At 73.6% G+C, this 12,172-nt stretch carries 13 protein-coding genes; 7 read left to right on the top strand and 6 right to left on the bottom strand.

Annotation, left to right across the window (positions count from 1 at the left end; all coding sequences use genetic code 11):
- Positions 1-95: 95 nt before the first annotated feature.
- Together ACZ6ZN_RS03345 and ACZ6ZN_RS03340 are read right to left on the bottom strand one after the other, a co-directional pair.
- Positions 96-221, bottom strand: a complete 126-nt coding sequence (locus ACZ6ZN_RS03345; protein WP_267889763.1) for an LPFR motif small protein — start codon at positions 219-221, stop codon at positions 96-98.
- Positions 222-417: 196 nt separating this feature from the next.
- On the bottom strand, positions 418-1,287 hold the full coding sequence (locus ACZ6ZN_RS03340) for an SCO6745 family protein (RefSeq protein WP_469642719.1): 870 nt from the start codon (positions 1,285-1,287) through the stop codon (positions 418-420).
- 114 nt (positions 1,288-1,401) lie between these two features.
- Between ACZ6ZN_RS03340 and ACZ6ZN_RS03335 the strand changes: the two genes are divergently transcribed.
- Positions 1,402-2,370: a GlxA family transcriptional regulator gene (locus tag ACZ6ZN_RS03335; RefSeq protein WP_469642717.1), complete on the top strand. Its 969-nt coding sequence runs from the start codon at positions 1,402-1,404 to the stop codon at positions 2,368-2,370.
- Positions 2,371-2,423: 53 nt separating this feature from the next.
- A complete protein-coding gene (locus ACZ6ZN_RS03330; protein WP_469642715.1) occupies positions 2,424-3,059 on the top strand; it encodes a DJ-1/PfpI family protein in 636 nt (211 codons plus the stop codon).
- Here ACZ6ZN_RS03330 and ACZ6ZN_RS03325 read toward each other — a convergent pair.
- The gene (locus tag ACZ6ZN_RS03325; protein WP_469642713.1) at positions 3,046-3,801 is read right to left on the bottom strand and encodes an enoyl-CoA hydratase/isomerase family protein; all 756 of its coding nucleotides are present in this window, start codon (positions 3,799-3,801) and stop codon (positions 3,046-3,048) included. The genes ACZ6ZN_RS03330 and ACZ6ZN_RS03325 overlap by 14 nt on opposite strands.
- Before the next feature lie 218 nt (positions 3,802-4,019).
- On the opposite strand from ACZ6ZN_RS03325, the gene ACZ6ZN_RS03320 reads away from it, so the two are divergent.
- Complete coding sequence (locus tag ACZ6ZN_RS03320; protein ID WP_451877045.1) at positions 4,020-4,523, top strand: ATP-binding protein; 504 nt, start codon at positions 4,020-4,022, stop codon at positions 4,521-4,523.
- A gap of 22 nt (positions 4,524-4,545) precedes the next feature.
- Here ACZ6ZN_RS03320 and idi read toward each other — a convergent pair whose 3' ends face one another.
- The 3 genes from idi to galE form a co-directional block, all read right to left on the bottom strand.
- A complete protein-coding gene (idi, locus tag ACZ6ZN_RS03315; protein WP_398107832.1) occupies positions 4,546-5,139 on the bottom strand; it encodes an isopentenyl-diphosphate Delta-isomerase in 594 nt (197 codons plus the stop codon).
- A gap of 296 nt (positions 5,140-5,435) precedes the next feature.
- Positions 5,436-6,371: a cation diffusion facilitator family transporter gene (locus ACZ6ZN_RS03310; RefSeq protein WP_469642711.1), complete on the bottom strand. Its 936-nt coding sequence runs from the start codon at positions 6,369-6,371 to the stop codon at positions 5,436-5,438.
- 178 nt (positions 6,372-6,549) lie between these two features.
- Positions 6,550-7,521 carry a UDP-glucose 4-epimerase GalE gene (gene galE, locus ACZ6ZN_RS03305; RefSeq protein ID WP_469642709.1) on the bottom strand — a complete coding sequence of 324 codons (972 nt, stop codon included), beginning with the start codon at positions 7,519-7,521 and terminating at the stop codon, positions 6,550-6,552.
- 277 nt (positions 7,522-7,798) lie between these two features.
- Between galE and ACZ6ZN_RS03300 the strand changes: the two genes are divergently transcribed.
- From ACZ6ZN_RS03300 to ACZ6ZN_RS03285, 4 genes are read left to right on the top strand one after another with little or no spacing between them, the layout of a single operon-like run.
- Positions 7,799-9,613 (top strand): DUF5941 domain-containing protein, encoded by a 1,815-nt coding sequence (locus tag ACZ6ZN_RS03300; protein WP_469642707.1) that lies wholly within the window; start codon positions 7,799-7,801, stop codon positions 9,611-9,613.
- The gene (locus ACZ6ZN_RS03295; RefSeq protein ID WP_398107828.1) at positions 9,610-10,362 is read left to right on the top strand and encodes a phosphocholine cytidylyltransferase family protein; all 753 of its coding nucleotides are present in this window, start codon (positions 9,610-9,612) and stop codon (positions 10,360-10,362) included. Before ACZ6ZN_RS03300 ends, ACZ6ZN_RS03295 begins: the two co-directional genes overlap by 4 nt.
- Entirely contained in the window at positions 10,350-11,411 is a 1,062-nt protein-coding gene (locus ACZ6ZN_RS03290; RefSeq protein WP_451876980.1) for an iron-containing alcohol dehydrogenase family protein, read from the top strand. Before ACZ6ZN_RS03295 ends, ACZ6ZN_RS03290 begins: the two co-directional genes overlap by 13 nt.
- Positions 11,389-12,168 carry a CDP-alcohol phosphatidyltransferase family protein gene (locus ACZ6ZN_RS03285; protein WP_451876979.1) on the top strand — a complete coding sequence of 260 codons (780 nt, stop codon included), beginning with the start codon at positions 11,389-11,391 and terminating at the stop codon, positions 12,166-12,168. The genes ACZ6ZN_RS03290 and ACZ6ZN_RS03285 overlap by 23 nt, the downstream gene beginning before the upstream one ends.
- Positions 12,169-12,172 lie beyond the last annotated feature (4 nt).

Below are 12,172 nucleotides of genomic sequence, written 5' to 3'. Positions count from 1 at the left end.
CGTACCGCCTTCTCCGCTGAGGTTGCGCGGCAATTGTGGCAGGTGACACCGACAGTCGGGGATCAGGGCGGCCCCCGGCGGGCCGGGGGCCGGGGTCAGGCCCTGCGGGTGGAGGACGAAGCCCCGCCGAACAGCCGGGCCAGGGCCCGGAAGGGAAGCGTCACGACGGTGGCGATGGCGCCGCCGATCTGGCGCAGCACGTCTGCGATGGCACGGAACACGAAATTCCCCTTTCCTCGTCCGCCTGGGAGGTCCTCGGAGTTCCTCGGCTTCCCTCGGATCTCCTCGTCTCCCGTTCCGGCCGCACCGGCCGGTGCAGAACAGGTACCTCGTCGGCGGCTCACCATGCGTCACGACCGGGCACGCGCTCGGGAGAAGGCCGGGAGGGCCGCCGCGACGGCCCGCCCGGGTGACGGGTCAGGCCCTGCCGATCAGATCCGCCGGGAAGGCCCCCGCCGTCAGCGCCGCCTGTGCGAACGCCCCGCCCAGTTCCGTCAGCCGGGCCACACCCTCGGCGCCCAGGTGCTCGTAGGGGGCGCGGTCCAGGCGGTCCGTCTCCTGCTCGATCTCCGTGCGCAGGGCGGCACCCCGCTCGCTCAGCTCGCCGGACGACTCCAGCAGGCCGCGCTCGCGCAGCCGGTCCGTCGCCGCGTCCCAGTCCTGCGGGGTCCATCCCCGGGTGCCGAACACCCACTTCGGGGCCATGCCCTTGCCCGTCGCTGTGTGCGTCACGACCGCCTCCAGGCCGTCCAGCCCGGCGGACATCAGGACGGCCAGGTGGCCGTCGCCCCGGTGCTCGCGCAGCAGGGTCGCCGCGTGCCAGTAGGCCAGGTGCGGCTCCTCGGGGACGGGCAGGTCGGCGTGGGCGGCGTACAGCGGGCGTGCCTCGCGCGAGCAGGCCTCGGCGGCGCGCAGCGCCAGGCGTGCCGCCTCGGCCATCTCCGCCGACGCCAGGACCTCCTCGCCGAGCAGCCGGCGCAGCGTCGCGTCGACCGCACGCGTGCGTGCCGCGAGCACCCGGGACGGTGCGGCCGTCTCCCAGACGGCCGGGACGTGCCGGGCCACCAGGGCGTACTTGTAGTTGTAGAAGGCGGCCGCCACCGGTCCGGCGCCGACCGGGCCGAGGGCGGCGGCACGCACGGCGAAGTTCACCGCGCGCGGATCGGTGAGGCCGACGGCGCCCAGTTCCCGGCCCAGGTCGGGCGAGAAGTAGTGCGTCGCGTGCAGGGAGTTGAGCATGGTGTGGCAGCGTCGGCCGGCGCGCGGCTCCAGGGCGGCAGTCGTCATGCCCGGCAGGTTACCAACCGCTTGGTATGGCCTCCATGGCCGTGCGCCGCATGGCAGGAAAGGTGGGGAGCCCGGCATTGCGGCCGTGTCCCGCCCCCGCGAAGAATTGGGGGCATGACCCAGCGCACGGTTCTCGTCGTCCTCTTCGACGGCCTGCAGAGTCTCGACGTCACCGGCCCCGTGGAGGTCTTCGCGGGCGCGGAACTGCTCCGCCCGGGCACCTACCGGATCCGCACGGCGTCCCTGGACGGGGCGCCGGTGCGCAGCACCAGCGGTCTGACCCTCGTGCCCGACCAGTCCCTGGCCGGCGCGGCCGGCGCGGCCGATCCGGACGTCCTGCTCGTCCCGGGCGGCAAGGGCAGCCTGCGGCCCGAGCCGCGGCTGGTCGACTGGGTGCGCGCGCACGGGCCGCGCGCCGCACGGCTGGTGTCCGTGTGCACCGGAGCCGCCGTGCTGGCCGAGGCGGGGCTGCTGGACGGCCGCCGGATCACCACGCACTGGGCGTACTGCGACCGGATCGCCCGCCGGCATCCCGCCGTCCGGATCGACCCCGACCCCGTCTACGTCCGCGACGGGAACGTCGCCACCTCGGCGGGCGTCACCGCCGGGATCGACCTCGCCCTCGCCCTGGTCGAGGAGGACCTGGGGCGGGAGACCGCCCTGACCGTCGCCCGCCACCTGGTGGTCTTCCTGCGCAGGCCGGGCAACCAGGCCCAGTTCAGCGCGCAGCTGGCCGCGCAGACGGCACACCGCGAGCCTCTGCGCGAGGTCCAGCGCCACATCGCCGAACGCCCGGGGGCGGATCTCTCGGTCGAGACCCTCGCCGCCCGCGCCCGGCTGTCGCCGCGCCACTTCGCCCGCGCGTTCCGCGCCGAGACCGGCACGACTCCGGGCCGCTACGTGGACCGCGTCCGGCTCGAGCACGCCCGCCGCCTGCTGGAGGACACCGCCGACGGAGTCGAGGAGATCTCCCGCGCCAGCGGCTACGGCACCCCGGAGGCGATGCGCCGCGCCTTCGTCAAGGCCCTGGGGACCTCCCCGGCCGAGTACCGCCGCCGCTTCCGCCCGGCGACCGCGCCCTGACCACGGGCCGGCCCGCCCCCACCCGCGCCCTGCCGCCGACCGAAGGGACCCCCATGCTGATCGCCATCGCCCTCTACGAGGGCTTCACCGCCCTCGACGCCGTGGGCCCGTACGAGACCCTCGGCCGCCTGCCCGACGCACGGACGGTGTTCGTGGCCGAGGAGGCCGGCCCCGTGCGCAACGACTGCGGCAGTCTCGCCCTCGTCGCCGACCGGACCCTGGCCGACGTGCCGCACCCCGACATCGTCGTCGTCCCCGGCGGCCCCGGCCCGCTCCCGCTCGCGGCGGACGGGCCCCTGGCCGGCTGGCTGCGCACCGCGGACGCCACCAGCACCTGGACGACGTCCGTGTGCACCGGCTCCCTGCTGCTGGCCGCCGCCGGGCTGCTGCGGGGCCGCCGCGCGACCTCCCACTGGCTGGCCCTGGACGAGCTGCGCCGGCACGGCGCCGAGCCCACGGGGGAGCGGGTCGTCACCGACGGCAAGTACGTCACCGCCGCCGGCGTCTCCGCCGGCATCGACATGGGCCTGACGCTCCTGGGCCGGATCGCCGGCGACGACCACGCCCGGATCGTCCAGCTGGCCACCGAGTACGACCCGCAGCCGCCCTACGACGCCGGATCACCCGAGAAGGCCCCGGCCCACCTGGTCGACCTGGTCCGCGCCCACTCCGGCGTCATCCTGACGTAGGCACGTCCCAGCCGAAGCGCGGCTGTCTGCGCTCCAGGAACGCGGCGACGCCCTCCGCGGCGTCGCCGCTGCCGCGGGCCTGCCCCGCCCAGTGGGCGTCCCGGTCCGTGCGTCCGTCGGCGAACTCCTTGGCGGCCGCCTGGGTCAGCTGGGAACGGGACACCAGGACGCGGGTGAACTCCGTCGCGCGCTTGCCGAGTTCGTCCTCGGGCAGCACCTCGTCGACCAGCCCGGTGCGCAGCGCCCGCCCCGCGTCGATCAGCTCCCCGGAGAACAGCAGGTACTTGGCGGTGGCCGGTCCCACCAGGGACGCCAGCCGCCGGGTCGAGGAGGCCGGGTAGACGATGCCGAGCTTGGCGGGCGTCACCCCGAACAGCGCGCCCTCCTCGGCGAAGCGCAGGTCGCAGGCCGCCGCGAGCTGTGCGCCGCCGCCCACGCAGTACCCCCGGATCACCGCCAGGGTCGGTTTGGGGAAGGCGGCCAGCGCCTCCTCGGCCCGCACGGCCAGCCCCTGCGCCTCCTCCGGCGAACCCCGCAGTGTCGATATGTCGGCACCGGCGCAGAACGTCCGGCCCTCGCCGGTCAGCACCAGCGCCCGTACGGCCGGGTCGCCCGCGAGGCCGTCCAGCAGCGGTGGCAGGGCCCGCCACATCGCGGCGGTCATGGCGTTGCGCTTCTCGGGGTGGCGGATGACGACCGTCGCGACCGCGTCGGTCACGGCGTGGTCCAGCTGGGGCTCCATGCGCCGGATGCTATCCGCACGCCAAACCCGTACAACCCGAATAGTTCGCCGAGACGGCACAACCAGGGCAGGACCAGTCCCACAACTGACCGTGTCATACGCCAACGATCAGAAACGCTCGATAGTTGCTGACTTGTGTTCAGTCCCGAGGTGGTGGGCGCATCGTTCCCAACACTCGACGTGTGGCGACAATCGAGCGCGAGGGTGGCGACCGGACGATGGACGACGACGGGCGCGGATCCGGCCGGCGCCCCGAGGGCGCGGCGCCCCTCGGTCCGGGGTCCGCGGATCCGCTGCCGTACGAAGGGGTCTGGAGGTTCACCGCGCCCGCGGTGGAGGCCTCCGTCCCGCAGGCCCGGCACGCCGTGCGGGACCTGCTGCTGCGCCAGGGCGTACCGGTCCCGGACGACCTGGCCCAAGGGCTGCTGCTGATCGTCTCCGAGCTGGTGACGAACGCCGTGAAGCACGCGGCGGTGCTGTCGCCGACGATCGCCGTCGAGGTGGCCGTCGGGGCGCAGTGGCTGCGCCTGTCCGTGGAGGACAACCACCCCTACCGGCCCACGGCCCTGGAGACCGACCACGGCCGTACAGGCGGGCGCGGGCTCCTCCTGGTGCGGGAGATCACCCGCGAGGCCGGCGGTGTCTGCGAGGTCGAGTACACCGCGAGCGGCGGCAAGGTGATCTGGGCCGCCCTGCCGCTCGCACCCGCCCGGCTGCCCTAGGGCAGCGCACCGGACGAACGGGTCACCAGCCGGCCGAGGCGCCCGTCAGCTCCCTGACCGCGGGCCGGGCCGCGTCCAGCACGGTCATGAACCAGGCGGAGAACGGGTCCTTGGCGTGCCGCTCGGCCAGTTCCGGCGGGGTCACGAAGACCGTCGACGCCACCTCCTGCGGATCGGGCCGCAGCACGGCCTGCACCATGCCGACGAAGAGGTGGTTGTACTCCTGCTCCACCAGCCCCGACTCCGGGTCCGGGTGGTTGTAGCGGACCGTGCCCGCCTCGGCCAGCAGCGAGGGGGACGCGCCGAGCTCCTCGAACGTGCGCCGCGCCGCCGCCGCGAAGGGCGCCTCGCCGGGGTAGGGGTGGCCGCAGCACGTGTTGGACCACACACCGGGGGAGTGGTACTTGCCCAGCGCCCGCTGCTGGAGCAGCAGCCGGCCGTACTCGTCGAAGAGGAACACGGAGAACGCGCGGTGCAGCTGCCCGGGCGGCTGGTGGGCCGCGAGCTTCTCCGCGGTGCCGATCGTCACGCCGTCCTCGTCGACGAGTTCCAGCAAAATCGCGTCTGCGGTGCCGTTCGACGGGCTGTGCGTCGCGGTGGCAGGTGTGATCGGCATACCCATCCTTCACATCGGTCTTCGCGCCCCAAGTCTGCCGTACGAATCCGGCACTCCCGGCACTTCGCTGCCCGCCCGCATGTCCCGGGCGGGCGACACGGAGCGCGGACGGCGCCGCCCGGGGCACCGGACGAGGGACCCGGAAGGGGATCGTGCCCGGCCCGGCGGGCCGAAAATCGTCCCCCGCGGGTGCTCCGGGAGTCAGGGCGCCTGCGCGCGCCGCAGGGCTGCGTCGCCCGGCGCGCGCGGAGCGCGATGCGCCCCACCGGCCACGGCCGCCCCGGAGGTCCGGGGCGTCAGTGGCACAGGCGCGCCTCGTGCTCGGCGTGCCCGCTCGGCTCCAGCTGGAAGGTGCAGTGCTCCACGTCGAAGTGGTCGCCGAGGCAGCCCTGCAACTCGTGGAGCATCTTCTCGTGCCCTATCGCGTTCAGCGTCTCGGTGCTGACCACCACGTGTGCCGACAGCACCGGCATGCCGGAGGTGATCGTCCACGCGTGCAGGTCGTGCACGTCCTCGACCCCGTCCGTCGCCAGGATGTGGGCCCGTACCTCGGCCATGTCGACCCCCTTGGGCGCCGCCTCCAGCAGCACGTCGAGCGTCTCGCGCAGCAGCTTCCACGTCCGGGGCACGATCATCAGTGCGATGACCAGCGAGGCGATCGGGTCGGCGGCCTGCCAGCCGGTGGCCATGATGACCAGGGACGACACGATGACCGTGACCGACCCCAGGGCGTCCGCCGCCACCTCCAGGAACGCGCCCCGCACGTTCAGGCTCTCCTTCTGCCCGCGCATCAGCAGCGACAGCGAGACCAGGTTGGCGACCAGGCCGATCGCGCCGAACACCAGAGCGATGCGGCCCTCGGTGCCGGCCGGGGTGATGAACCGCTGCACCGACTCGTACACGACGTAACCGCCGACCCCGAGCAGCAGCAGGCAGTTGGCCAGGGCCGCCAGGATCTCGGCGCGCGCGTAGCCGAACGTGGCCCGGTCGCTCGGCGGGCGGCTCGCGAAGTGGATGGCGAGCAGGGCCATGACCAGGCCCAGCGCGTCCGTCGCCATGTGCGCCGAGTCGGCCACCAGGGCCAGCGAGTCGGCCAGGACACCACCGACGATCTGGACGACGACGATACCGAGCGTGATCGCCAGCGCCATCCGCAGCCTGCCGCGGTACGCCGAGGTCGCCGTACCGCCGGCCGCGCCGTGCGCGTGCCCGTGATCGTGCCCAGCCCCCATGAAGAGTCACCCTCCCGCGTCCGCCTGATCCTGCCCGGGCACCCCAGTCAACTACGGGGAGGGGGTATGGGCAACGCGGCACTGAACACCGTTGTCATCTGCTCTGACCTGCGGAAACGATCCGCAGGTCAGAGCGGATGCGCCAGCCGGGCGCCGCGAGCGCCGAACGCAGCGGCGGTCAGGAGCCGTGGTGCAGCCGCCAGCCCTCCCACGCCGACGCGGCCATCTCGCGCACCCCGCGGCGCGCCGTCCAGCCCAGTTCCCCGGCCGCCCGGGCCGCCGAGGCGACCGCCCGCGGGGCGTCCCCGGGGCGCCGCCCCTCGACCACCGGGGGCCGCCGGTCGCCGGTGACCTCGCCGATGACCGTGATCAGCTCGCGGACCGAGACGCCCTCCCCGCGGCCGATGTTGACCGTCAGGTCGTCCGCGTCGCCGCCCTCGGCGAGCCGCCGGGCCGCCGCGAGATGGGCCTCGGCCAGGTCGGCGACATGGATGTAGTCCCGCACGCAGGTGCCGTCCGGGGTCGGGTAGTCGTCGCCGAAGATCCTCGGGGCCTCGTCGCGCGTCAGCCGGTCGAAGACCATCGGGACGATGTTGAACACCCCCGTGTCGGCCAGCTCGGGTGCGGCGGCGCCCGCCACGTTGAAGTACCGCAGGCACACCGTGGAGATCCCGTGCGCCCGGCCCGCCGCCCGCACCAGCCACTCCCCGGCGAGCTTGGTCTCGCCGTAGGGGTTCACCGGCGCGCAGGGGGTGTCCTCCGTGATGAGGTCCACGCCCGGGTCGCCGTAGACCGCCGCCGAGGACGAGAACACGAACCGCCCGATCCCCGCCCCGGCCACCGCGTCCAGCAGGGTCGCGAGGCCCCCCACGTTCTCCCGGTAGTACCGCGTGGGCTGCGCCACCGACTCGGCGACCTGCTTGCGCGCCGCGAGGTGCACCACACCCGTCACGGCGTGCTCGGCGAGGACCCGCTCCAGCAGCTCCCTGTCGAACGAGGACCCCCGCACGAGCGGGACGCCGGACGGCAGGCGCGCGGGCACCCCGGCGGACAGGTCGTCCAGGGCGACGACGCGCTCCCCGGCCTCCGTCATGGCCCTGGCCACATGGGCCCCGATGTAGCCGGCCCCGCCGGTGATCAGCCAAGTCATGGTCGTCCACCCTATGCCGCCCCGCCCGGCCCCCGCGCAATGTCCCCGATGTCCGGTCTGCGGGGCGCGGTTTGTGGGGCGGGCCCCGGATCCACCAAGATGATCGCGGCAGGAGCTCGGGCGAACTGCGTCGATCGGGCCGCCCAACGGGCGGTGAACACGGCCTTCCGGCCATCCGATAGCCTCTGCCGACATGCCGCCCCGGGACTCACCGGCGCGGCCGCCCCCATCATGTACAGCACCGGTGCGGAGCGCCGGTCCCAGGGAGTGAATTCGGTTGTCGACCGCCATCCTCACCGGGCAGCCGGTCCCCGGATCGTCGATCGAGGGCGACCTGCGGTCCCTCGGCTTCGACGTCCGGGTCGCCGGCGACGCCGTCGAGGCCGAGACACTCCTCGCCGAGGTCCCGGGCGACGAGCGGGTCGCCCTGGTCGACGCCCGGTTCGTGGGTCACGTGCACGCCCTGCGGCTCGGCCTGACCGACCCCCGCTTCCCGCTGGCCGCCATCCCGGGTGCCGTCACCGCCCGGCCCGCCGGGCGCCAGGCCCTGACCCGGGCGATGGCCCGGGAGAACTCCGCCGGCGGCGGCACCACCCTGGTCGACAGCCTCGCCGACCGCGTTCTGAGCGCGCTGGACGCCGACGGCGCCGAGGTCCACCGCCCCGAGCTGGGCACCCTCGTCGCCGCCGTCCCGGCCGACCCGCAGGCCCGCAACGAGGCCAGGCAGGCCGTCGCGGACGTCGACGACGAGGCCGTACGCCTGAAGTCGGCCGTGAAGGCCCGCGACGGCTTCTTCACCACCTTCTGCATCAGCCCGTACTCCCGCTACCTCGCCCGCTGGTGCGCCCGGCGCGGCCTGACCCCGAACCAGGTCACCACCGCCTCCCTGCTCACCGCGCTCATAGCGGCGGCCTGCGCGGCCACCGGCACCCGCGGCGGCTTCGTCGCCGCCGGCGTGCTGCTCATCGCCTCGTTCGTGCTGGACTGCACCGACGGCCAGCTCGCCCGCTACTCCCTGCAGTACTCCACCCTCGGCGCCTGGCTCGACGCCACCTTCGACCGGGCCAAGGAGTACGCCTACTACGCCGGCCTCGCCCTGGGCGCCGCCCGCGGCGGCGACGACGTCTGGGCCCTGGCCCTGGGCGCCATGGTCCTGCAGACCTGCCGGCACGTCGTGGACTTCTCCTTCAACGAGGCGAACCACGATGCCACCGCCAACACCAGCCCCACCGCCGCCCTGTCCGACAAGCTCGACAGCGTCGGCTGGACGGTCTGGGTCCGCCGCATGATCGTCCTGCCCATCGGTGAGCGCTGGGCGATGATCGCGGTGCTCACGGCCGTGGCGACCCCCCGCATCACCTTCTACGTGCTGCTCGTCGGCTGCGCCTTCGCCGCGGCCTACACCACCGCGGGCCGGGTGCTGCGCTCCCTGACCCGCCGGGCGCAGCGCACCGACCGCGCGGCCCGGGCCCTGGCCGACCTCGCCGACAGCGGGCCCCTCGCCGAATCCCTCGCGCGGGTGCTGCGCAGGCTGCCGGCCAGGCCGCCGCTCGGCGCCCGGTTCCTGGTCGCCCTGCCCGGCGCCGCCCTGCTGGTGCTCGCGGCGGCCCTGGAGCCGTACGGCAGCGCGCTGCCCGTGGCCGCCGCGGTCCTGTACGCCCTCACCTCCGCCGCGGCCGTCGCCCTGCCCCTCAAGGGCGCCCTCGACTGGCTCGTCCCGCCGCTGCTGCGGGCCGCGGAGTACGGAACCGTCCTCACCCTCGCCGCCAAGGCGGACGTGAACGGGGCCCTTCCTGCGGCTTTCGGGCTGGTGGCGGCGGTCGCCTACCATCACTACGACACGGTGTACCGCATCCGCGGCAACGCCGGAGCGCCCCCCGCCTGGCTGGTGCGCTCCCTGGGTGGGCACGAGGGGCGGACGCTGGTCGTCACCGTCCTCGCCGCGCTGCTCACCGCCCCACAGTTCACCGTCGCGCTCACGGCCCTCGCCGTGGCCGTGGCCCTTGTGGTGCTCGTCGAGAGCATCCGCTTCTGGGTCGCCGCCCACCAGGTCGGCGCACCCGCCGTACACGATGAAGGAGAACCCGCATGATCGGCCTCGTGCTGGCCGCCGGCGCCGGACGGCGTCTGCGCCCCTACACCGACAGACTTCCCAAGGCGCTGGTACCGGTGGGGCAGGCGGGCGAAGAGGACGGGCCCACGGTTCTCGACCTCACCCTCGGCAACTTCGCCGAGATCGGCCTGACCGAGGTCGCCGTCATCGTCGGCTACCGCAAGGAGGCCGTGTACGCGCGCAAGGAGGCGCTGGAGGCGAAGTACGGCCTCAAGCTCACCCTGATCGACAACGACAAGGCCGAGGAGTGGAACAACGCCTACTCCCTGTGGTGCGGCCGTGACGCCCTCAAGGACGGCGTGATCCTCGCCAACGGCGACACCGTCCACCCGGTCTCCGTCGAGAAGACGCTGCTCGCCGCCCGCGGCGAGGGCAAGAAGATCATCCTCGCCCTGGACACGGTCAAGGACCTGGCCGACGAGGAGATGAAGGTCGTCGTCGACCCCGAGAAGGGCATGACGAAGATCACCAAGCTGATGGACCCCGCCGAGGCCACCGGCGAGTACATCGGCGTCACCCTCATCGAGGGCGACGCGGCCGCCGAGCTCGCCGACGCGCTGAAGACCGTCTGGGAGGCCGACCCGCAGCAGTTCTACGAGCACGGCTACCAGGAGCTCGTGAACCGCGGCTTCCGCATCGACGTGGCGCCGATCGGCGACGTCAAGTGGGTGGAGATCGACAACCACGACGACCTCGCCCGCGGACGGGAGATCGCGTGCCAGTACTGACCCGGCTGATCCCCTCCCCGCTCGTCGTCGACATCCGCCCGGGTGCCCTCGACGATCTGGCGGGGGTGCTCGCCGACGAGCGCATCTCGCACTCCGGCCGCCTCGCCGTCGCCGTCAGCGGCGGCTCCGGCGCCCGGCTGCGCGAGCGCATCGCGCCGAGCATGCCCGGTGCCACCTGGTACGAGGTCGGCGGCGGCACCCTCGACGACGCCGTCCGGCTGGCCGGCGACATGAAGAGCGGCCGCTACGACGCCGTGGTCGGCCTCGGCGGCGGCAAGATCATCGACTGCGCCAAGTTCGCCGCGGCGCGCGTCGGCCTGCCCCTGGTCGCCGTGCCCACGAACCTCGCGCACGACGGTCTGTGCTCGCCGGTCGCCACCCTCGACAACGACGCGGGCCGCGGCTCCTACGGTGTGCCGAACCCGATCGCGGTCGTCATCGACCTGGACGTCATCCGCGAGGCCCCGGTCCGCTTCGTGCGCGCCGGCATCGGTGACGCCATCTCCAACGTCAACGCGATCGCCGACTGGGAGCTGGCCAACCGCGTCAAGGGCGAGAAGATCGACGGGCTCGCCGCCGCCATGGCCCGCCAGGCGGGCGAGGCGGTGCTGCGGCACCCGGCCGGGGTCGGCGACAACGGCTTCCTCCAGGTGCTCGCCGAAGCGCTCGTCCTCACCGGTGTCGCCATGTCGATCTCCGGCGACTCGCGGCCGGCCTCGGGGTCGTGCCACGAGATCAACCACGCCTTCGACCTGCTCTTCCCCCAGCGGGCCGCCGCCCACGGCGAGCAGTGCGGTCTCGGTGCGGCCTTCGCGATGTGGCTGCGGGGAGCGCACGAGGAGTCGGCGTACATGGCCGAGGTGCTGCGCCGGCACGGGCTGCCCGTGCTGCCGGACGAGATCGGCTTCACGACGGACGAGTTCGTCAAGGCCGTCGAGTTCGCCCCCGAGACCCGGCCGGGCCGCTACACCATCCTCGAACACCTCGACCTGAACACCGAACAGATCAAGGACGTCTACGCCGACTATGTCAAGGCCATCGGTAGCTGAACTCCGCCCCGTCGTTCACCCCGCGGGGGTGAAGGACCGGCGCAGCGGTGAGCACTGGATGGGGCGCCTCTACATGCGCGAGGTGTCCCTGCGGGTCGACCGCTACCTGGTGAACACCAGGGTCACGCCCAACCAGCTCACCTACCTGATGACCGTCTTCGGTGTGCTCGCGGCCCCGGCACTGCTCGTGCCGGGGATCCCGGGCGCCGTCCTCGGCGTGGTGTGCGTCCAGCTGTACCTGCTGCTGGACTGCGTCGACGGCGAGATCGCACGCTGGCGGAAGCAGTACTCCCTCAGCGGCGTCTACCTGGACCGCGTCGGCGCCTACCTCACCGACGCGGCGGTGCTCACCGGCTTCGGCCTGCGCGCCGCCGACCTGTGGGGCAGCGGCCGCATCGACTGGCTGTGGGCCTTCCTCGGCACCCTCGCCGCCCTGGGCGCCATCCTGATCAAGGCCGAGACCGACCTCGTCGGTGTCGCCCGGCACCAGGTGGGCAAGCCGCCGGTGCAGGAGGCCGCCGCCGAGATGCGCTCCTCCGGCATGGCGCTGGCCCGCCGGGCCGCCGCCGCCCTGAAGTTCCACCGGCTGATCCTCGGCATAGAGGCGTCGCTGCTGATCCTGGTGCTGGCGATCGTCGACCAGATCCGCGGTGATCTGTTCCTCACCCGGCTCGGCGTCGCGGTGCTGGCCGGCATCGCCCTGGTGCAGACGCTGCTGCACCTGGTGTCCATCCTCGCCTCGAGCAGGCTGAAGTGAGTGC

The sequence above is a fragment of the Streptomyces sp. NPDC053665 genome, assembly GCF_055585285.1.
This window is presented reverse-complemented; position numbering and strand designations above follow the sequence as displayed.